This window comes from Roseivivax sp. THAF197b (assembly GCF_009363255.1).
Taxonomy (GTDB): Bacteria; Pseudomonadota; Alphaproteobacteria; order Rhodobacterales; family Rhodobacteraceae; genus Roseivivax.
In genome coordinates this window covers 494348-514920 of record NZ_CP045318.1, presented here as the reverse complement: position 1 = coordinate 514920, position 20573 = coordinate 494348, and the positions used below count along the sequence as shown (strand labels likewise).

Genomic DNA, 20573 nt, shown 5'->3' with positions numbered 1-20573 from the left:
CCAAGTTGATTCAGGTACCAAGCGATAGAAGCCAGCCGGTGAGCGCCTCGCTTCTCGATTGAATTAGCACGACAATCATGGCGGCAAGACAGATTGCCGCAACCAGCAATATCGTGATCTCCGCAATGGCCATGCGGGCGATGACGCCCCGCCCTGCCCCGAGGCGAAACGCGGTTGCCAGCTCCGGCGCGCGCATCCGCCAGGACAGGAACAGCGACAGCGCAATGGCCGCGAGTGCCGCGATCCCGATGATGGCCGCCACGGCGTCGAGCAGCGATTTGATGCGGAAGATCCGATCGACGAGATCGCCGATCACCTCCGCTGGCACGACGGCCTGAAGGGGCAGGCTCGCGTCGAGATAGCGACCGCGCAGGATCGTGCCGGAGCGCGCGTCATAGGGCACGGCGATGACGGCAGAAATCGGATAGGTTTCCGGTGCTCCGTGGAAATGGAAGCTGTCGATATTGTCTTCGGTGATCCGGTTGAACTCCACGAGTGCCGCATTGGCGGCCACATTGCCCGCATCGGCGTCGGCCTGTGTGATGACATCCTCATGCCCGTGCCCGATCCCGGCAATGACCCAGGCGGTTTTCACATCGACGAAGACCGCGTCATCGTCGGGACTGCCGGTCGCCTCAAGGATGCCCACGACATCCATCTGCAACGGATAGACCCCGTCGAGATCGAAGAGGTTCTCCGGCGAGGAGACGATCGTGTCGCCCGCGCCGAGACCGAGCCTGCCTGCCACAGCCGCGCCGAGCACCGCCTCGCCCAGCACGGCGAAATTGCGCCCCTCCGCGACGGTCAGATCGCGGAAGTCGAAATAATCAAGGCTGGTGCCCACGATCCGCGCGCCATTCGACTGGAACGCGGTGTGAAGCGGGATCGGCAGGGCGAGATCGGAGGCCCAGACCTCCTCGGTGGCCTGCATGGTCACCGGCTCCGCCCGGTCGTCCGAAAAATACAGCGCGTTCATCGCCAGATCGAGCTGGCTGCCACGATTGCCGATCAGCATGGGCGTCGCCTCGGCCCGGTCGGTCAACGCGTCCTGGCTACGCGCGAGGATCGTCTGCGTGACCAGCGGCACGGCGAGGATCAGCGCCGCGACGATGACGAGCACAAGGCTACGCGCCCAGTGAAACCGCAGGTAGCGGGTGGCGAGGAACAGCGCATTCATGCGGCGACCGCCCGGAAATCCGCGAAATCCACCACCCGGTCGAAGCGCGGCAGAAGCTCGTGATCGTGGGTGACGGCCAGCAAGGTGGCGCCCGCGGCGTCCGCCCGCGCGAAGAGAAGATCGAGGATCAGCGACTTGGTCGCGGGATCGAGATTGCCGGTCGCCTCATCGGCGAGGATCAGGGCCGGTTCGGTGATCAGCGCCCGACAGATCGCGACCCGTTGCTGTTCGCCCTGGCTGAGGGCCGCGGGACGCCGGTCGATCTTGTCGCCGATCCCGCAGGCCTCGGCCAGCGTCGCGGCCCGGGCGCGCGCCTCCGCGTCAAGCCTGAGGCCCGCGCCGATGCGGTAGGGGTAAAGGATGTTCTCCCGCGCGGTCAGGTAGTCGAGCAGCGCGAAGTTCTGGAAGACGAAGCCGATGCGGCTCGCGCGGAAGGCGCGGCGCTGACCGTCGCCCATCGCGCCGATCTCCTGCCCGTCGACCGTAACGCGCCCCGCATCGGGCACGGCGATGCCCGAAAGCAGGTTCAACAGCGTCGTCTTGCCCGTCCCGCTTGGCCCCACCACGGCGAGCTTCTCGCCCTTGGCCACGGCAAGGCGCGGGATCGTGACCGTGAACCCATCGCCCGGATAGGAAAATTGGAGGCTGTCCACGTCAATCATTGGGTAACCGGATCGTCCTCATGGTCGTCCGTGGACCACGGCCCCTCCGATTTGAGCTGGGTGGTGCCAACATCTGTGCGGTCCACATCGCTCAGGGTAAAGCCGGTCAGACGCCACGCATCCTCCACCGGTTCGAGCGTCAGGTCCGCGGAATAGGCATTGCCGCGCACATGCAGGTGTTCCGCATGCCCCACCGTTCCCAGAACGCGCCACTTCGCGGACATCACGACAGCGCCGTTTTCGGGACGCGAGCTGAGGCCCAGAAGCTCCATCTCGTGGATTTCCTGATCGGGCTCGAGGCCGGTCGTGGCCAGGGCGCCGATGCGTTCGAGGTAAAGCGCCTCCAGCGCCTCGCCCGCCGCCACCTGCGCGAGACCGTCATAGATCGCGCCTTCCTCGGTCGCGCCGAAGGCATCGTAGACGCGGCCCAATACGGCCGGCACGACTTTGTAGCTTTCGGCAGAGACGCCCGCGGCATCCACCTCCGTCTCAAGGCCCGGCGCGCTGAAGCTGGCATTGTCTTCCCGGCACCCTGCCAGTGCGAGCGCCGCGAGGAGCGCGATGGTCCAGACGGATCGCGGGTTGGCGCGCAGCGGGATCGCGGGGGGGTGAACACGAGTCATATCCGCGAACATAGTGAATTCCGACGGCGCGCCAATGGGGTGTTGCACATGTGACTTCCGGAACAGGGCCGTCGCGCCTTGGAAAGCGACGCGCGCGGGGCGATTCTATTGGCCGCCCTGCGTTTGGGGCCGATCATCGCCCAAGGTCAGCGCGATGGCCGACAGGAACGCCCGCACCGCAATGGGCGTCAGATCGTCGGGAAAATCATAGGCCGGATCATGGAGCGGGGCGTGATCCTCACCCGCCCCGGTGAACATCATCGCAACCGGGCCCAGCGCCGCGAACTGGCCGAAATCCTCCGACGGACGCCAGGGCTGGCCGTGCTCGGAATGCGCAATTCCGCAGGCGTCGAGCGCCCCGCGCAGAAGATCCACCGCGGCAGGATCATTCACCGTCGATGCGAAGACATCGTGATCGGAGAGATCGACCTCCAGCCCGTGACGATCCGCGATCTGCCGCGCGATGGCCTCGGCCCTCGATCGCAGCTCCGTCATCCTCGCGTCTTCGAGCGTTCTGAGCGTCACCCAGATATCCGCCGCGCCCGGTGAGATGCCGAACGCCGGCGCGCCCATGGCACAATGCGTGATCGTCGCCATCGCGAAGCCCGCATCGTCAATCGGAACGCGGGCATTCAGTTGGTCGAGCGCATCCAGAAGGTCCGACAGCGCGGCCCGCGGGGAAAGGCCCGTTTCCGGCTGGGAGGCATGTGCAGGACGGCCCCGGAGCGCGATCTTCAAACCGCAGGAGGCGCAGGCGACGGGACCGGCGCGCAGAGCCACCTTGCCTAGGAGAAGACCCGGCAGGTTGTGCTGGGCGAAGATCGCGGCAGGACGCAGATCGGCCAGACGCGGGTCCTGGACCATGGCCGCAGCCCCCTGCCCCGTCTCCTCGGCGGGTTGGAACAGAAGGCCCACCCGGCCGCGCGCCGGGGGGCGTTGCGCGAGCGCCTTCGCGACGCCGATCAGCGCCGTCATGTGCCCGTCATGGCCGCAAAGATGCGCCCAGCCCTCCCGTTCGGAGGCGTAATTCAGCCCGGTCTGTTCTAGGATCGGCAGGGCATCGAGCTCCGCCCGCAAAAGGACGAGCGGGCCGTCCTCCGCGCCCTCGAAGAAGCCGGTCACACCATGCCCGCCGATGCCCGTCTCGATACCGGTCGCGCCCAGCGCCGCGAGGGTTGATGCGATCAGCGCTGCTGTCTGGCGTTCGGCACCGGAGATCTCGGGGCTGCGGTGCAAGCGGCGGCGAAACGCCGGGAGTTCGGACAGGTCAGACGGGGACAGGGCGTAAGGCATGTCCCGATCCATACGACCGAAGGACAGGCGCGCACAATGACCACCGCGATTCCGGAGTGCCGCCGTTCAACTGCGCGCTCTGAGCCAGAGCGCGCGCACGAGAAACACAGCCGCGCCCAGATCCGCAATCAGGATCGACCACAGGATCCATGTTGGGATGGGCGATTGGTTCACCAGCTCCAGCACCGTTCCGCCCATGCCGCCCAGCATGCAGACCAGTGCGAGCCAAGCCACCCAGACAAGGCCCATGCGCAGGCCGAAATAGAACGCGCTATAAAGCACCGCCGGAAACAGCAGGAACAACCCGAGGGACGAAAAGCCGGTCAAGGCGCTGCCGATGACATGCAAAAGCGCGCTTGCCAGAAGGAAATGCCCCGCCGTGATCATCGGGACAGCCTGCCATCCGACAGGCGCGTGGCGGGCTTGACCGCCGTGGCGTTTCGCGTGTGGGGCACCTGATGACCTCCTGCATTCTTGGCGCGATACCCGGTTTGATGGGCGGGCCCTGCAAACGCTGGCGCGGCGTTTCGCGGACCAACCCCAAAAAAGTATCGCCTCACGGCAGAGATAGGCCAAATAGCACTTCATGACAGGCGCGCGACTGACTTTCCTGACCACGTTCATCGCCCTCGCGGTGGCCGTGCTGTCCGTCATCAAACTCGAAAGCGTCCGAGCCTCGGTCGAGACCGAAGACGTCATGTTTGGCCAGACGCCTGCGACGATCTACCAGCCGGACAACGCGAGCGATCTTCTGGTCGTCATGTCCCATGGCTTTGCCGGGTCGCGGCAGATGATGGAGGCCCTGTCGCTGAGCCTTGCGCGCGCGGGTCACAGTGTCGTCGCCTTCGATTACCTGGGCCATGGGCGCCACGCGACGCCGCTGTCGCCCGAGGTGGAGACCGTGACGGGCACAACCGAGGACCTCGTCCGGCAAACGCTCGAGGTGATCGAAGCGGCCAAGGCACGGTCGGGTTTGCGCCGCGTCGCGCTGGTCGGGCATTCCATGGCGACCGATGTGATCGTGCGGGCGGCAGAGCGCGCGCCGGCGGTCGAGGATGTCGTTGCCATCTCGATGTATTCCGACGCGGTCACCGCCGCGCATCCCGAGCGGCTCTTGATCGTCTCGGGCGCCTTCGAAGGCCGGTTGCGCGATGTGGCGCTGGAGGCGGTCGCTCAGATCGGCCCCGCGGAGGAAGGCGTCACTGTGCAGGAGGGCGATATGGAACGCCGCGCCGTCGTCGCCCCACGGGTCGGCCATGTGGGCGTTCTGTGGTCCCCGCACACGCTGGCAGAGGTGACGTCGTGGCTGGGCGGGCGCATGTCGCTTGCCACGACAGGGCCATGGATCGGAGCGCTTTTGCTCGCGCTTGTCGTGATGTTCCGGCCGCTGACATTTCTGATCAAAGCAGGCGATGCCCCGGCCCGTCCGGGTCTGCGCCGCGCGGCTGCGGCTGCGATCCTGTCCGCGATACCGGCGGGCGGATTGGCCGCCACTGGGCTGCCGCTTGCGGGATTGGCGGGGTTCGGGGCGCTTGGCCTCGCGTTCGGAGTGTGGGGAGTGCTGGTTCTCGCCATTCTGCGCCCGACCTTCCGCCCCGGATGGCCGGATGGTGCAGGCGCCCTGCTGCTTCTCTTTTGGGGCCTTGCGGTCTTCGCCTTCGCGCTGGATCGCTACGGCGCGGCCTTCGTGCCGACGGGACCACGACTGACGCTGACGCTATTCCTGTTACCCGCGATGGTGGTGTTCGGATTGGCGGATCGCAGCCTCGTGCAAGGCCGGGGCCTTCTGGCGCGGGTCGCGCTGCGGCTCCCGTTTCTGCTGGCCCTGGTTCTCGCCATGATGGTGAACCCCGCGCAGCTTGGCCTCGCCTTCACGGTGCTGCCGGTCCTGGTGCTGTTCTGGGCGGTTTACGGGACCATGGCGCGGTGGGTTGCCCGGCGCAGCGGGCCTTTGGCCGCGGGGTTGGGGTCCGGTGCGATCCTTGCCTGGGCGATTGCTGCCTCGACACCGCTGTTTCACGGGTGAGCCGGGCACCGCACCGAGCGCGCGCTACCAGTGACGGGTTCCCGCCGCCCCCTTGATGCGTCCTTCCAGGTTGGACGTGACCCAACCGCCATAGAAGTCGCCGGGCTGCGGAATCACACGCTCCTCCTCCACGAAACAGGCATCCACCGCACCTGCATAGAACGACACGTAGCCCGCGAGCGCGCGGAACGCGGCTGTCGGCGCAGGATAGGTCCAGGCCGCGCGGCGCGCCGTCACACCCCCCGCCGTCACGTCGAAATAGGACGCCTGCCCCTTCCATTCGCAATGCGTCGTACCGCGTGCGGGCGTCAGCACTGCCGTGATGTCTTCGGGCGGGAAGTAATAGGTCGGCGCGTGATGCGTCTCCAGCACCCGGAAGGCGCGGGTTGTCTCGGCGATGGTCTGACCGGCCAGCACGACCCGCAACCTGTTGGGCGTGGGCTCGAGCGCGGGCGGACGCGGGTAATTCTGCACATTTTCCGGGGCGAGCACGGACATGATCGGATGGCCTTTCCTGGTCATGGGCTTGGCGGGTGACGCCGCATCTTCGCGTGTCAGGACGCCTCGGCACCTTGCGGTTTCGGCGCATTGCCGAAGATCCGCAGGTCCGTGATCCGCAGCTTCTGACCGTAGCCCAGCAACAGCAGCAGCAGCGCCACGCCGATGATCGGCATATGTCCGATGAATTCGACTAGCGCGGCCTCGTTATTGCCCTGCAGGATGAAGACGATGTTGGATATCGCCATCATGATGGACAGCGCCAGCACGGCCAGCCGCACCGTCGTCCCAAGAATCAGGACGATCCCGATCACGGCTTCAACCATGCCTGCGGACAGCACGAAGATGCGATCATCGAAGAAGGGCACCCCGAGTGCTGCCATGAAGTTCCATTGGTATTCCGACACGAAGACCTGCCCCAAGGCCGACGGGGCCAGCTTCTCGCCGACGGCCAGGGCCACGAGCGAGACGCCCGTCCAGATCCGCAGCGTATCGACGGAATAGGGCTTAAAGAGATTGCGGCGATCTTCGTCCTCGAAGGCATTGAAAAGCAGGAAGAACGCGATGCCGATGACGATGGCATATTCCAGCGCGGGCAGTAGCCCGAATTTCCACGCCACACCGGCATGGAGCGCCAGCATCATCAGCGCGGCGTACTTGATCCAGCGGTTTGCGATCAGCATCAGACCGATGACCGCCTGCAAGACCACGAGCGCCAGCCCGAAGCCGGCCTCCGCCACCTTGTGCGGCGCGATCAGGGCGCCCTCATAGGCGGTCAAGAGGAAGCTCATGCCGGTGAAGACGCGCAGGATCTCCATGAAATCGTGCCGCAGTTTCGACTGGACGATGCGCGGCGTGGGCAGCTTGCCGTCGATCCAGATGGAAAACGCCACCATCACCGCTGCCAGCACAGTCCAGAACAGGAAGATCGGGTTGGTCACGGCGATATTCGGGAGCGGCTCCGCATCGCCCTCCACGAACCAGTTCACATGGGCGGAGGCACCGGTGCCCAGCACGATGAGGCAGGTGGCCATCCCGTATGCGAAGACCTTGTAGAGCGCGGTCACGTTGGAACTCCCGAGTTGCGTGTCGATGCTTCACCTAGGGTCGCAATCGCCGGGCGCGCGTGGCTTTCCGCCGCAGTTTTCAAGAAATCCTGAAATGCGGGACATGGGCGGGAGTGACGGCGCGTGGGCGGGATGGGCGCGGGGGCGATCCCTCGTTGCCACCTTGGTGACATGCGGCGCGAAACGCCGTTTCAGTGCGAAGTCTGCGCGCACCCGGCGTCATGAAACCTTCGCAAACCTGCCCTTGCCTGATGTTATTTTATAAAATATCGTTCTTGGTAAGTGATGGAGGTCCCCTTGCGAAAGCGCGCAGCGACCCGGCAGGACGATGTGTTGAAGGTATTGCGGACCTGCGACACTCCGATGACAGCCTATCAGATTCTGTCGCGCCTGCAGGCGGATGAGCCGGATATCGCTCCGCCCACGGTCTATCGCACCCTGTCTGCCCTGACCGATCAGGGTCGCGCGCACCGGCTCGAATCAATCAAGGCTTTCGTGCCCTGCAGATGCAGCCATCAGGACAGCGTCCCGGTCCTTGCGATTTGCGACGATTGCGGCGCGGTGGATGAACATGACGGGAGCGCCATCCTTCCCGAACTCACGAACCTCACGGACAGAAACGACTTTCGAGCAGCTCGGCATATCGTCGAAATTCGCGGGCAATGCGGACGATGCGCTGCCTGACATTTTTCACCCGCCCTCAATGGACATGCATTCACATGAAACACGCCTTTTCCCTGATCGCCCTTCTTGCGGCCGCCCCGGCCGTCGCACAGGACGCACGCCAGCTTGACGCCCACGAACATGGCGTGGGCGAGCTGAACATCGCCATCGAAGGCACGACCGTCGCGATGGAACTGCACGCGCCGGGCGCGGATATCGTCGGCTTCGAATATGCCGCTGAAAGCGAGACGGATCGCGCGGCGGTCGATGCGGCGGTGGCCACACTGGCCCGCCCGCTCGATCTGTTCGTCCTGCCTGCCGCCGCGGAATGCTCGGTGACGCAGGCCAGCGCCGCGCTTGAAAGCGACGAGGCGCATGAGGACCATGACCACGGGGACGAGCACGCATCGGGCGACGATCACAAGCATGACGCGCACGAAGAAGAGGATCATGCGCATGAGGGCGAGCACGAGCATGAGGACCACGCCCATGGCGACGATCATGCGGAGCACGAGGATCATGCCCATGAAGACGATCATGCCGAGCACGAAGACCACGCGGACGGCGCCCGTCACAGCGAGTTCCACGCCGAATACACGCTCGACTGCGCCAATCCCGAGGCGCTGAGCGAAATCACCTTCGCCTATTTCGACACGTTCGAGAATGCGCGCGAACTGGAGGTGCAGATCCTGACGGCCTCCGGCGCGCAGGCTTTCGAGGTTGAACGCGACGCGCCCGCGCTGGATCTGCGCAACCTGTTCTGAGGTGGCGGGTCCGGTCCTCGATATCGCGGATGTCGGCTTCAGATGGCCGGGGCGCGCGGGCTTTGCCCTGTCCGTCCCGGCCTTTGCCGTGGCGGAGGGGGAAACCGTCCTGCTGCTGGGCGAAAGCGGGTCGGGCAAATCAACGCTGCTGTCGCTGATCTGCGGCACGATCTTGCCTGACCGCGGCAGCATCCGCGTAGCAGACACGGACATAACCGGGCTGTCCGGCAGCCGGCGCGACAGGTTTCGGGCCGAGCAGATCGGCGTGATTTTCCAGCAATTCAACCTGCTGGCTTTCGGCACGGTTGCGGACAACATCCTGCTGCCGCTCAGGTTCGCGCCGGAGCGGCGCAAGCGCGCGGGCGATGCGCGCGAGACGGCGGCCGCGCTGTGCACCGCGCTCGGTTTGCCGGGCGACACGTTCACGGCGAAAGCCAATGCGCTCAGCGTCGGCCAGCAACAGCGCGTCGCCGTCGCGCGAGCCCTGATCGGGCAACCGCCCCTGATCATCGCAGACGAGCCGACCTCGGCGCTCGATGCGAACAGCCAGGCGGCGTTTCTGGACCTGCTCTTCGAGCAGACGAAGGCGCGCAAGACCTCCCTGCTGATGGTCAGCCACGACCCCCGGCTTGGCGATCGCTTCGACCGCGTGGTGCGGATGGAAGACATCGCCCGAATGGAGCGGGCGGCAGCATGATCCTGCGCCTTTCCCTTGCCTCGCTTGGGGCGCGCGCGCTGACCGTGGGCATGACGATCCTCGCCATCGCACTTTCGGTCGCGCTGTTTCTGGGCGTCGAAAAGGTGCGGACCGGCGCGAAGGACAGTTTCGCCGACACGATCTCGGGCACGGACCTGATCGTCGGGGCGCGGTCGGGGTCGGTGCAGCTTCTGCTCTATTCCGTGTTCCGCATCGGCAATGCCACCAACAATGTCACGTGGGAAAGCTACCAGGACATTGCCGCGCGCCCTGAAGTGGACTGGATCGTGCCGATCTCGCTGGGCGACAGTCACCGGCAGTTTCGGGTGATGGGCACGACGCAGGCCTTCTTCGAGCATTACAAGTATCGCCAGGGGCGGTCCCTGGAGACGGCGCAGGGCACGATCATGGCGGATCTCTTCGACGCGGTGATCGGCGCGGATGTCGCGACCACGCTGGGCTACGAGGTCGGGGAGCCGATTGTCGTCGCACATGGCCTCGCCTCCTTCACGGAGCACAAGGACCAGCCCTTCCGCATCTCGGGCATCCTCGAAAAGACCGGCACACCGGTGGACCGCACGGTCATCGTCGGCATGGAGGCGATCGAGGCCATCCATGTGGATTGGCAAAGCGGCGCGCGGGTGCCCGGACAATCGACCCCGGTCGACGTGATCCGTGGCATGGACCTGACCCCGCAGGCGGTCACGGCGGCCCTTGTCGGCGTCGAAAGCCCGCTTCAGACCTTTGCCCTGCAACGCGCGATCAACGAGTATCCCGAAGAGCCGCTGCTCGCGATCCTGCCCGGCGTCGCCCTGCAGGAGCTGTGGGGCATCGTCGGCATCGCCGAGACGGCGCTGCTGGCGGTCTCGGCAATGGTCGTCGTCACCGCGCTGATCGGAATGATGGCCACGATCTTCTCAAGCCTGAACGAGCGCCGTCGCGAGATGGCCATCTTCCGCGCGATGGGGGCGCGACCGATCACGATCCTCGGGCTTCTGGTTCTGGAGGCGGCGCTGATGGCCGCGATCGGGGCCGTGCTCGGCCTCGGGCTGCTTTATGTCGGGCTGACCATCGCGCAGCCGATCCTGGATCGCGCCTTCGGGCTGTGGTTGCCCATAGATACCCCCTCCCTGCGTGAGCTCTGGGTCGTTCTCGCCGTGATAGCGGCTGGCGCGATTGTGAGCGCCGTACCCGCGATCCGCGCCTATCGCCTGTCGCTGGCCGATGGTATGAACGTGAAATTATGAGCAGACCTGTTCCGCCCCCCGGATTGCGCCGCCGCCACCTCCTTCTGGGGGCCGGAGCCGCGACCTTGTTCCCGCACGGTGCTGCGGCGAAAAGCCCGGAACGCGTCACCTGGGACATGCTGATCCCGCCGGGTGTGCCCTATGCCGAGATCATCGGCGAGGGGGAGCTCGACGAGATCAACGACACCTGGAACCCGATCTATGACAGCAACGCCACGCGACTGAACGAGGCGCTGTCCGGCGCCTATATCCGGATGCCCGGCTATATCGTTCCGCTGGAGATGACATCAAAGGGCACCTCGGCCTTCATCCTGGTGCCCTATGTCGGGGCCTGCATCCACACCCCGCCGCCGCCGCCGAACCAGTTGGTCTACACGACCATCGACCCGCCTTACCAGTTCGACGACCCGTGGAATGCCGTCTGGGTGACGGGCACCATGTCGACGCGGTTGCAATCGACGGAAATCGCCGAAACCGGGTATGCGCTGGCCGCCGAGAAGATCGAGCTTTTCACGTGGTAAAGTCGCCCATGCAGCGACGTGCGGTGCTGGCCGGTCTGGCCGCGTCGCTACTGATGCCGAAGCTGGCGCTGGCCAAGGACGTGCTCGAGCTGGAATGGGCCGATCTTCTGCCCGAGGGCGAGACCGCAATGCCCCCGATGATACAGGGGCTTATCGACCATAGTCAGGCGCCGCTGTCCTCCCAGCAACCGGCCTCCAGCGGGGTCAGGACGGATTGGACCGGAAAGACCGTGCGCCTGCCCGGTTTCATCGTCCCCATCGACTACGACGGCACCGGCGTCACCGCCTTCATCCTCGTGCCTTACGTGGGTGCCTGCGTGCATGTCCCGCCGCCGCCCGCGAACCAGCTTGTCTTCGTGACGACGAAACGACCCTACGAGAGCGACGGGATGTTCGAAGCGGTCGAAGTGACGGGCAGGTTCAGCGTGTCGACCACCTCGACCCAGCTTGCGCAGATCGGCTACGCGATGGCGGCCGACAGGATCAGACCTCATCGCGCGTGAATAGCCCGCAAAGAAAAGCCCGGCACCGCGAAGATGCCGGGCCATGGGCGCGATGACGCGTCCTGCCTTTGGGGATCAGGCTCCGATCAGGCGGCGTCTTTGCGCGGCTTTTCCCAGGCGAAGGCCTTCATCGGCTCATCGACGGGCGTCTGGGCAAGGTGGTTGGTGTAGTTCGACATGACCTTCTGCGACACGCCGAGGATGACCTCGAGCACCTGACGCTTGGTGAAGCCCGCGTCGAGGAAGGCCGCGACGGCGGCATCGTCGACATTGCCGCGATCCCGAACGACCGACAGCGTGAAGGTCCGCAGGGCTTCGAGGCGCTCGTTGGGCAGCGGGGTCTCGTTGCGCAACGCGTCCGTGATCGCGTCGTCGACCTTCATCATCTTGGCGATGCCGGTATGTGCGGGCACGCAGTAACGGCAGCTATGTTCGACATTGATCGCCTGCCAGACGACGGTGAGCTCGTCCTTGTCGAAGCTCGTCTCCTCCGCAAAGAGCTTGTGGAGCTTCTGATACCCTTCCAGCAGCGCGGGGGCTTCGGCCATTACGGCGTGCAGGCCCGGCAGGCGGCCGAAGGCCTTCTGAGAGTTTTCCAGCAGAGGGCGGCTTTCCTCGGGGGCGGTGTCCATCGTGTGCTTCGTGAAATCGGTCATGGCTTTGCATCTCCTTATTTGAGTGATCGCTCAAGTACGATTGCAGAGGTAACTTTACTTGAGCGACCATTCAAGTTATTTCTTGAGTGTTCACTCAAATGAGATCGGAGCAGGGCATGGGACGCTCGGCGACATACGACAAGGACAAGGTGCTCAAGGCGGCGATGGATCTGTTCTGGGCGCGCGGCTACCACACGACCTCGCTCAAGGATCTTGAGCGTGTGCTGGATATGCGACCGGGGTCGATCTACGCGGCCTTCGGATCGAAGGAGGCGTTGTTCCGCGCCGCGCTGGACCGCTACTCGACCGCGGGCCTAACAGCGCTTGAGGAAGCGCTCGCGCAGTCCGGATCGCCGATTGCGGGACTTGCAGCCCATGTGCGTATGTTTGGCGGGATCGCCCGCGACGCACTCCCCTCACGCGCCTGCATGCTGGTCAAAACCCTGCTCGAGACGCCGGATGACGAGCCAGAACTGCGCCGGTCGGTCGAAGACATGATGCGGCAGACCGAAAGGGCCTTTGCCGCGGCATTCCGCAGCGCACGAGATGCGGGCGAGATCGCGCCCGACGCCGATCCCGACCAGCTGGCCGCCCGGCTGCAGGCGGCGATCTTCGGTCTGCGCGCCTATGCGCAGCGCACGGATGCGGACGACCGCGTCGCACGGATCGCCGAGGAAATCGCGAAAGACGTGGAAGCGCTCCGCATCTGAGGCTTTGCGATGCAGGGCGCAGAGCGGCGTCTTGGCAATCACCGCCGCGAGGCGCGCGACCCGCCGCTCAAGTCGCGGGCGCGCCCGTCGTTTCCCGGACGGTGAGCGTCGCAGAGACCTCGGTGATGCTGGCAGGTGCGTCCGGGTCGCGGATGCGGTCCAGAAGCACGCTCGCCAGCTTCATGCCGAGACGCTTCGGGCAGACGGCCATGGTCGTGAGCGGCGGGATCGCGAGCGCAGCGTCGTCGATATCGTCGAACCCCACGACCGAGACATCGTGTCCCGGTGTCCGGCCCGCCTTCATCAGCGCGATGCAGGCGCCGAGCGCGACCATGTCGCCGTTGCAGACCACGGCAGTCACGTCCGGATGCGCGGCGCACAAGGCCTGCATCGCCTCCATGCCCTCGCGCCGCCCGTCCTGACAGGGCCAGACGAGAGGCGCCCCCAGACCGAACTGCGCCATGGTGCGTTTGAAGCCCTCGATCCGGCGTTCGCGCACGAAGGACATATCCGTGCCGCCGAGATAGGCGATGCGGGAATGGCCAAGATCCGCAAGATGGCGCGTGGCCTCGGACGTCGCCTCGGCGTTGCGGATGCCGACATAGTCGAAGCGGTCCGAGGCCGGGCGCAGGAAGGCCACGGTCGGGATACCATGCGCCGCCAAAAGGTCAGAGGTTTCGGGCGGTGTGTTGAAGGCAGGCACCCACATCAGCCCACCGCGCCCATGCTTGATGAACACCTCGATATGCCGGAATTGCCGCTCCGGATCATCCTGGCCATCGAGGAGCGAGACGAGATATCCCTCGTTTTCGAGAAGATCGACGGCGCCGCTGACCACCTCCGCATTGAACGGGTTGGCGAAATTGTTCAGCACGAAGCCGATCTCCCGGCGCTCGCCCGAGCGCATCGACGCCGCGCGCGAGTCGGGCACATAGTGCAGCTTCTTCGCCGCACGCATGACCCGCGCACGGGTCTCCTCGGAGATGCGTCCGGTGCCGCGCATGACCTGGCTGACGGTCGGGATCGAGACCCCGGCCTCCTTTGCCACGGTGCCCAGGGTCGGTTTCGTTTTCATCGCGCACATCCGGTATATCGTTATCTCCAGTACACCCCGTATTTCTTGGGTATTTCAAGGAAAAACGGGCTCTGCCGAGCAGAACCACCGATGAGGCGCGCAAAGAAGCCAAACAACTGCCTTGACGCAAGGTATAACGATATATCAAGCTAGGGCGTCACTCGGGTGAGTCGCTGGGCTCCCGGACGGGTGAGAGGAGGTCGCGGCTGCTTACCGATGCGGCGCGGATATCGTTTCTCGGGCGCCGGAACGCGCCGATCAAACATCTCTGGGAGGAGACCATGAACTTGAAGTCAAAACTCGCTTTCGCAGCATCCGGCATCGCCCTTCTGTGCAGCGTCTCGGCCGCCCAGGCCGAGGTCCTGTTCTGGTCGACACAGGCACGCCCCGCGGAAGAGGCGCAGGCCATGCGCCAGCAGGTGCTGAGCGGCTTCGGCCCCGGCGTCGACTACCAGCCGAACGAGGAAGGCCCCTGGCTCACCCGCCTTCAGGCCGAAGGTCAGGCCGGTTCCGGCTCCATCGGCGTCCTTGGCGCGCTGCACGGCAACTTCTCGGCCATCGATCCCGAAACGCTCGTCGACCTTGACGGCTTTGACGCCGCGATCTCGAGCGAGACCTTCGCGTCGCTCGCGAAGCTCGGCACGGACACGATGCAGTACATGCCGTGGATGCAGGCCAGCTACATCATGGCGGCCAACAAGGAGGCGCTCGAATACCTGCCGGATGGCGCCGATATCGATGCGCTGACCTATGACCAGCTGATCGCATGGGCAGCCAACGTGCATGAGGCCGAAGGTAGCCCGAAATTCGGCTTCCCGGCCGGACCGAAGGGTCTGAAGCACCGCTTCTTCCAGGGTTACCTCTACCCCTCCTACACCAATGGCGTGGTGCGCACCTTCGCCTCGGCAGAGGCCGTGACGGCGTGGGAAAAGTTCCGCGAGCTTTGGGAGCACACCAACCCGGCCTCGACCAACTTCGCCTTCATGCAGGAGCAACTCCTGTCGGGCGACGCCTGGATCGTCTTCGATCACACCTCGCGCCTCGCGCAGGCCTTCAACGAGCGGCCCGATGATTTCGTGGCTTTCCCGGCCCCTGCCGGGCCCGCCGGTCGCGGTTTCATGCCGGTGCTTGCAGGCGTGGCGATCCCCGAGACCGCACCTGACAAGGACGAGGCCCGCGCGTTGGTCGAATACATGCTGACGCCCGAGGCGCAGATCGCCACGCTGCGCGCGACCTCCTTCTTCCCGGTCATCGATGTGGATCTGCCCGACGATCTGCCCCCCGCCGTGAAGGCCGCCGGCGACGCGGTCGCCAAGATGTCGAGCGCGGAAGACGCCAATCCCGGGCTCCTGCCCTCGGGCCTCGGCGAGAAGAGCGGCGATTTCAGCCGCGTCTACAACGACACCTTCGAGCGCATCATCCTCGCCGGTCAGCCGATCGAGCAGGTGCTCGAGGACCAGAAGGCCACGCTTCAGCGGATCATGGACGAAACCGGCGCGCCCTGCTGGGCACCGGACGCTCCCTCCGAAGGCGCCTGCCCGGTCGAGTGATCGCGCGGACCTGACGGTCGATCTCCGGGCGGCCCCGCCGCCCGGACCCATCCCCCCATCCCCGATTTGCCCGAGGCGCCCTGGCGCGCCCGGAAAGGAGCGATCCCATGGACGCCCGACTGCTCCCCTATTTGCTGATCCTGCCGGTGACGCTGTTTCTCGGTGTCTTTTTCCTCTACCCGTTTTTCCTGGTCGCCCAGCAGGCCTTCACGACCGGTGCAGGCTTCACGCTCGATAATTTCCGCGACGTCGTGAGTTACTGGAAATTCCCGATCTCGCTCAAGAACACGTTCCTCCTCGCGCTCTGCGTCGTGCCGATCCAGCTGGCGCTGTCCCTGCTGATGGCCACGATGGTGAGCCGGATGGAAAAGGGCCGCGATCTGGTGCTTTATGTCTGGACGATCCCGCTGGGGATTTCGGACCTCGCGGCCGGCATCATCTGGCTCGCGATCTTCGAGCAGTCGGGCTTTCTGAACTCGATGATGACAGGTCTGGGCCTCGCCGATCAGCCGGTCAATTTCCTGTCCTACCAGAACCCGCTGATGGTCTTCGTGGCGATCATGCTGGCCGAGATCTGGCGCGCGACCGCGATCATGCTGGTCATCATCGTGGCCGGGATCGGGCTCATTCCCAAGGAATACTATGAGGCCGCCGAGGTCTTCGGAGCTTCGCCCTGGCAGCGCTTCCTGAGGGTCACGCTGCCGCTTCTGCGCCCGTCGCTGCAAACGGCCCTGATCCTGCGTGTCGTGCTGGCCTTCGAGGTCTTCGCGGTTGTCGCCGCCCTTGGCGGGACGCTCTTCCCGGTGCTGATGGGCGAGATCTACGCCTACCAGTTCGATCTGCAGAATGGCGGTGCCGCGGCAGCTCTCGCGCTCATCGTGCTCGCGATCTCGCTGGCCTTCACCCTGATCATCCTGCGCGCCCTGCGTGTCCCGAAAGGAGCCACGATATGACCGATGCCACGATAGATGTCCCCGCCGCGGCGGGCACGCGGAAGGCCGGCAACACGCTTTACATCGCCTCCGTTGCTCTCCTGATCGCCTGGGTTCTGGTGCCGCTCTACTTCCTCCTGGTCAACACGTTGTCCTCGCCGGAGACGGTCAACAGCTTCCCCAAGCCCTTCCTGCCCGAGTTCGACCTTGGATCCCTGCAATTCTTCGCCGGGTTCCAAGGGATGCTCAGCGCGCTCAAGAATTCGGTGCTGGTGGCGGTGCTGACGATGATCCTGTCGATCGCCATCGGCGCCCCGGCGGGCTACGCGCTGTCGCGCTTCGATTTTCGCGGCAAGGAAGTGTTCCGGCTGCTGATCCTGCTGACCCGCGCGTTTCCGCTGCCGCTTCTGGCGCTGCCGCTTGCGGTTCTGTTCATCCGCACCGGGCTCGACGACACGGCATTCGGGCTGGCGCTCGTGCACACGACGCTCGCCATTCCCTTCGCGGTGCTCATCACCTTCTCGCTCTTCTCCGGCATCCCGGTCGAGCTCGAGGAGGCGGCCTGGACGCTGGGCTGCACGCGCTTCACCGCCTTCACCAAGGTCGTGCTGCCGCTCATCCTGCCGGGCATCACGGCCTCCGCGATCTTTGCCTTCGTGATCTCCTGGAACGAGGTCTTCGCAGCCGCGGTTTTGACCATCGAGAACCGGACCCTGCCCGCCTTCCTGCTGCAAACGCTCGCGGAATCGCCCATGCATCTCAAATTCGCGGGCGGCTTCATCCTCGTCGTGCCGGCGCTGATCTTCATCTTCGCCGTGCGCAAATACCTCTTCGCAATGTGGGGCATCGCGAACCGCTGAGATGCGGACGCGTCGCTCAAGGGAGTGAGATCAATGGCTGAGATCCAGATCAAGAACGTCGCCAAGCGCTTCGGGGCCTACCAGGCGCTGCACGACATCAACCTGACCATTTCGGATCGCGAGTTCATGGTGCTTCTGGGCGCTTCGGGCTGCGGCAAGACCACGCTTCTGCGCATCGTCGCGGGGCTGGAGACGGCAACCACGGGCGAGGTCTGGATCGGCGGGCGTCGCGTCGATCACCTGCCGCCCAAGGATCGCGGCATCGCCATGGTCTTTCAGAACTATGCCGTCTTCCCGCACCTGACCGTGTTCGAGAATATCGGCTTCGGGCTTCGGATGCAGAAGCTGCCCGATGCCGAGGTCAAGAAGCGGGTGGAGCGGTGCGCGTCGCTCATGCATATCGAGCAACTGCTCAAGCGCTATTCGGGTGAGTTGTCGGGCGGTCAGCGTCAGCGCGTTGCCGTCGCCCGCGCACTGGCGATGGAGCCCGACGTGATCCTGATGGACGAGCCGCTGTCGAACCTTGATGCGCTTTTGCGCCTCGAGATGCGAGCCGAGCTGAAGGGCGTTCTGGCTGAAAGCAAGACCACCGCGATCTACGTCACCCACGACCAGGTCGAGGCGATGAGCCTCGCGGACCGGATCAGCGTCATGCACCAAGGCAAGATCATCCAGGCCGCAACACCGATCGAGGTCTACCGCAACCCCGCCGCCGAATTCGTCGCGGGCTTCATCGGCAACCCGCCGATGAACTTCCTGCGCGCGGAAAACGCAGGCTCCGGCAAGTGGCGTGTGGGCGGCGAGACGGTGGATGGCCCCGCGGCCGCCAACGGCCCGCTGCAATATGCCATCCGACCGGAAGACATGCATCTCGCGGACCGGGGCCTGCCTGCGACCGTGAAGCTCGTCGAACCCCTGGGCGCGCATCTGCTCGTCACCTGCGACGTGGGCGGCACCTCGATCCGCGCCGTTCTTGACAGCGACCTGACCCTGAAGCCCGGCGACGCGATCCATCTCGCGCCGATGCCCGAGCGGGTCCGCTGGTTCGATCCCGAAACAACGAAAGCCGTCGCCTGAGGAAATTCCATGTCCGATACACGTATCGAAAAGGCCTTCGCGATCCTGCGCGAAAACGATCGCGGCACCTACACGGTGCCCACAAAGGGCCTCTATCCCTTCCAATGGAACTGGGATTCATGCCTGACGGCGCTTGGCTTCGGTCATTTCGACGAAGCCCGCGCATGGACCGAGATCGACACCCTGTTCGCGCATCAATGGGAGGACGGGATGGTGCCGCATATCGTCTTTCACAAGGAAGACGATGGCTATTTCCCAGGCCCATCGGTCTGGCAGACGGGCCGAGAGGTGCCGACATCGGGGATCACGCAGCCTGCGGTGGCGGGTTTTGCGCTCAACCGGCTGTTCGAGCGCGCCTGCGACACGGACCTCGCCCGGGACCGCGCCTGCGCCCTCCTGCCGAAGGTCGCGGCGTGGCACGAATGGTTCTATCGCTGTCGCGACCCGCAAGGCACAGGGCTCGTCGCGATCATCCATCCGTGGGAATCGGGACGGGACAATTCGGTCGATTGGGACGCGGCACTGGGCCGGGTGCCGACCGAGGGCGTCGCCCCCTTCACCCGGCGCGACACGCAGCACGCCAACCCCGAACACCGACCAACCCAGGCGCAATACGAGGCCTACATCGCGCTCGTTCAGCATTTCCGCGATCTCGATTGGGACAATTCGGTGTTGCACGACGCCTCCCCGTTTCGGGTGGTCGATCCCGGCTTCAACGCGATCCTGATCCGCTCCTGCAGCGATCTGGCCCGCTTGGCCGAAGCCTTGGGAGAGACCCGGATCGCAGAGCGGTCCCGGACGCTCGCGGAAAGGGGCATTGCCGCGCTCGAGACGCTCTGGAGCGACACCCATGGCCAGTATCTCTGTTTCGACCGCGCGGTGGGGAAGCGGGTCGAAAGCCCTTCGGTCGGCGGGCTCCTCCCTGTCTTTGCCGCCGTACCGAAGGCGCGGGCCACGGCCATCGCGCGCCGGATCGACGATATCGGCACGAAGGCACGCTTCATGGTGCCGAGCCATGACCCGGCATCCCCGGACTATGATGGCAAACGCTACTGGCGCGGGCCGCTCTGGCTCATCGTCAACTACATGATCGCGGACGGGTTGAAGGCCGCCGGTGAAGCCTCGGTCGTCGACCGGATCGTGACCGACAGCCTCAATCTCATCGAACAATCCGGATTTGCCGAGTATTACGACCCGAAATCCGGCGAGCCTTGTGGCGGTGGCCGATTTACCTGGACGGCGGCGATGGTTATCGAGTTCCTGACCGGCGCGAAGGAGGATGCATGAAACGCTCGGAGATCAACGAGATCCTGCGCGCAGCGGATGACATGATCCGCCGCCACGGCTTCACCCTGCCGCCCTTCGCCTATTGGTCGCCCGGCACGTTCCGCGACCAGGCCGCAACGGCGCGGCACGTGATCGAGGCGCGGTGCGGCTGGGACATCACCGATTACGGTGCGGGACGCTTCGACGAGATGGGGTTGTTTCTCTTCACGCTCCGCAATGGCAGGCTCGCGGATCTGACCGCCGGGCGCGGCATGTGCTACGCCGAGAAGCTCTTGATCTCGCGCCAGGATCAGCTTTCGCCGATGCACACCCATGTCATCAAGGCCGAGGATATCATCAATCGCGGCGGCGCCACGCTCATCATCGAGCTTTACGGGTCGGACGAAAACGGTGGCTTTGCGGGTGATCGCGGCGGCCAGGTGATGTGCGACGGCATCCTGCGCGACTACGGCCCCGGCGAGAAGCTGCACCTCGCGCCCGGCGAAAGCGTCACGCTCATGCCCGGCGATTGGCATGCCTTCTGGGGCGAAGGCGGCGACGTGCTGGTGGGCGAGGTCTCGACCGTCAACGACGATGAGACCGACAACATCTTCCGCGAACCCATCGGCCGCTTCGCGACCATCGAAGAGGACACGGACCCCGTGCACCTTCTGGTCAGCGATTACGCGACCTGGCTCGCCTGAAC

23 protein-coding genes are annotated in these 20573 nt (G+C 65.1%); 14 read left to right on the top strand and 9 right to left on the bottom strand.

Annotation, left to right across the window (positions count from 1 at the left end):
- Window positions 1-10: 10 nt before the first annotated feature.
- The 5 genes from FIV09_RS02650 to FIV09_RS02630 all read right to left on the bottom strand — a co-directional run bounded on the left by FIV09_RS02650 (window position 11) and on the right by FIV09_RS02630 (window position 4142).
- On the bottom strand, window positions 11-1177 hold the full coding sequence (locus FIV09_RS02650) for an ABC transporter permease (RefSeq protein ID WP_152448535.1): 1167 nt from the start codon (window positions 1175-1177) through the stop codon (window positions 11-13).
- Complete coding sequence (locus FIV09_RS02645) at window positions 1174-1839, bottom strand: ABC transporter ATP-binding protein (protein ID WP_152448534.1); 666 nt, start codon at window positions 1837-1839, stop codon at window positions 1174-1176. The genes FIV09_RS02650 and FIV09_RS02645 overlap by 4 nt, the downstream gene beginning before the upstream one ends.
- Window positions 1836-2474, bottom strand: coding sequence for a hypothetical protein (locus tag FIV09_RS02640; RefSeq protein ID WP_152455158.1), 639 nt, complete (start codon window positions 2472-2474; stop codon window positions 1836-1838). Before FIV09_RS02640 ends, FIV09_RS02645 begins: the two co-directional genes overlap by 4 nt.
- A 93-nt stretch (window positions 2475-2567) precedes the next feature.
- Window positions 2568-3755 (bottom strand): amidohydrolase, encoded by a 1188-nt coding sequence (locus FIV09_RS02635; RefSeq protein ID WP_152448532.1) that lies wholly within the window; start codon window positions 3753-3755, stop codon window positions 2568-2570.
- A 66-nt stretch (window positions 3756-3821) separates the two neighbouring features.
- A complete protein-coding gene (locus tag FIV09_RS02630) occupies window positions 3822-4142 on the bottom strand; it encodes a hypothetical protein (RefSeq protein ID WP_152448531.1) in 321 nt (106 codons plus the stop codon).
- Window positions 4143-4341: 199 nt separating this feature from the next.
- Between FIV09_RS02630 and FIV09_RS02625 the strand changes: the two genes are divergently transcribed.
- Entirely contained in the window at window positions 4342-5781 is a 1440-nt protein-coding gene (locus FIV09_RS02625; protein WP_152448530.1) for an alpha/beta fold hydrolase, read from the top strand.
- A gap of 24 nt (window positions 5782-5805) precedes the next feature.
- On the opposite strand, the gene FIV09_RS02620 is transcribed toward FIV09_RS02625, so the two are convergent.
- Complete coding sequence (locus FIV09_RS02620; protein ID WP_152448529.1) at window positions 5806-6279, bottom strand: DUF427 domain-containing protein; 474 nt, start codon at window positions 6277-6279, stop codon at window positions 5806-5808.
- 56 nt (window positions 6280-6335) lie between these two features.
- A complete protein-coding gene (locus tag FIV09_RS02615; protein WP_152448528.1) occupies window positions 6336-7346 on the bottom strand; it encodes a hypothetical protein in 1011 nt (336 codons plus the stop codon).
- 297 nt (window positions 7347-7643) lie between these two features.
- Here FIV09_RS02615 and FIV09_RS02610 point away from each other — a divergent pair, with 297 nt between their 5' ends.
- The 6 genes from FIV09_RS02610 to FIV09_RS02585 are packed head-to-tail and all read left to right on the top strand — an operon-like array spanning window position 7644 to window position 11741.
- Complete coding sequence (locus FIV09_RS02610) at window positions 7644-8030, top strand: Fur family transcriptional regulator (protein ID WP_152448527.1); 387 nt, start codon at window positions 7644-7646, stop codon at window positions 8028-8030.
- 35 nt (window positions 8031-8065) lie between these two features.
- A complete protein-coding gene (locus FIV09_RS02605; protein ID WP_152448526.1) occupies window positions 8066-8773 on the top strand; it encodes a DUF2796 domain-containing protein in 708 nt (235 codons plus the stop codon).
- Window position 8774: 1 nt separating this feature from the next.
- Entirely contained in the window at window positions 8775-9470 is a 696-nt protein-coding gene (locus FIV09_RS02600; RefSeq protein ID WP_152452303.1) for an ABC transporter ATP-binding protein, read from the top strand.
- A complete protein-coding gene (locus FIV09_RS02595; protein WP_152448525.1) occupies window positions 9467-10717 on the top strand; it encodes an ABC transporter permease in 1251 nt (416 codons plus the stop codon). Before FIV09_RS02600 ends, FIV09_RS02595 begins: the two co-directional genes overlap by 4 nt.
- Window positions 10714-11238, top strand: coding sequence for a DUF3299 domain-containing protein (locus FIV09_RS02590; RefSeq protein WP_152448524.1), 525 nt, complete (start codon window positions 10714-10716; stop codon window positions 11236-11238). Before FIV09_RS02595 ends, FIV09_RS02590 begins: the two co-directional genes overlap by 4 nt.
- Window positions 11239-11246: 8 nt before the next feature.
- Window positions 11247-11741 (top strand): DUF3299 domain-containing protein, encoded by a 495-nt coding sequence (locus FIV09_RS02585; protein ID WP_152448523.1) that lies wholly within the window; start codon window positions 11247-11249, stop codon window positions 11739-11741.
- Window positions 11742-11827: 86 nt separating this feature from the next.
- Here FIV09_RS02585 and FIV09_RS02580 read toward each other — a convergent pair whose 3' ends face one another.
- Entirely contained in the window at window positions 11828-12397 is a 570-nt protein-coding gene (locus tag FIV09_RS02580; protein WP_152448522.1) for a carboxymuconolactone decarboxylase family protein, read from the bottom strand.
- Window positions 12398-12513: 116 nt separating this feature from the next.
- Between FIV09_RS02580 and FIV09_RS02575 the strand changes: the two genes are divergently transcribed.
- Entirely contained in the window at window positions 12514-13107 is a 594-nt protein-coding gene (locus FIV09_RS02575) for a TetR/AcrR family transcriptional regulator (RefSeq protein WP_152448521.1), read from the top strand.
- A 67-nt stretch (window positions 13108-13174) separates the two neighbouring features.
- On the opposite strand, the gene FIV09_RS02570 is transcribed toward FIV09_RS02575, so the two are convergent.
- Window positions 13175-14182 (bottom strand): LacI family DNA-binding transcriptional regulator, encoded by a 1008-nt coding sequence (locus FIV09_RS02570; protein WP_152448520.1) that lies wholly within the window; start codon window positions 14180-14182, stop codon window positions 13175-13177.
- Between the two features lie 281 nt (window positions 14183-14463).
- Between FIV09_RS02570 and FIV09_RS02565 the strand changes: the two genes are divergently transcribed.
- The 6 genes from FIV09_RS02565 to FIV09_RS02540 all read left to right on the top strand — a co-directional run bounded on the left by FIV09_RS02565 (window position 14464) and on the right by FIV09_RS02540 (window position 20571).
- Window positions 14464-15732: an ABC transporter substrate-binding protein gene (locus FIV09_RS02565; protein WP_152448519.1), complete on the top strand. Its 1269-nt coding sequence runs from the start codon at window positions 14464-14466 to the stop codon at window positions 15730-15732.
- 107 nt (window positions 15733-15839) lie between these two features.
- Window positions 15840-16685, top strand: a complete 846-nt coding sequence (locus FIV09_RS02560; protein WP_152448518.1) for a carbohydrate ABC transporter permease — start codon at window positions 15840-15842, stop codon at window positions 16683-16685.
- The gene (locus tag FIV09_RS02555; protein ID WP_152448517.1) at window positions 16682-17524 is read left to right on the top strand and encodes a carbohydrate ABC transporter permease; all 843 of its coding nucleotides are present in this window, start codon (window positions 16682-16684) and stop codon (window positions 17522-17524) included. The genes FIV09_RS02560 and FIV09_RS02555 overlap by 4 nt, the downstream gene beginning before the upstream one ends.
- 33 nt (window positions 17525-17557) lie before the next feature.
- Window positions 17558-18601, top strand: coding sequence for an ABC transporter ATP-binding protein (locus FIV09_RS02550; protein ID WP_152448516.1), 1044 nt, complete (start codon window positions 17558-17560; stop codon window positions 18599-18601).
- A 9-nt stretch (window positions 18602-18610) separates the two neighbouring features.
- Window positions 18611-19888, top strand: a complete 1278-nt coding sequence (locus FIV09_RS02545; RefSeq protein ID WP_152448515.1) for an amylo-alpha-1,6-glucosidase — start codon at window positions 18611-18613, stop codon at window positions 19886-19888.
- A complete protein-coding gene (locus tag FIV09_RS02540) occupies window positions 19885-20571 on the top strand; it encodes a D-lyxose/D-mannose family sugar isomerase (RefSeq protein WP_152448514.1) in 687 nt (228 codons plus the stop codon). The genes FIV09_RS02545 and FIV09_RS02540 overlap by 4 nt, the downstream gene beginning before the upstream one ends.
- Window positions 20572-20573 lie beyond the last annotated feature (2 nt).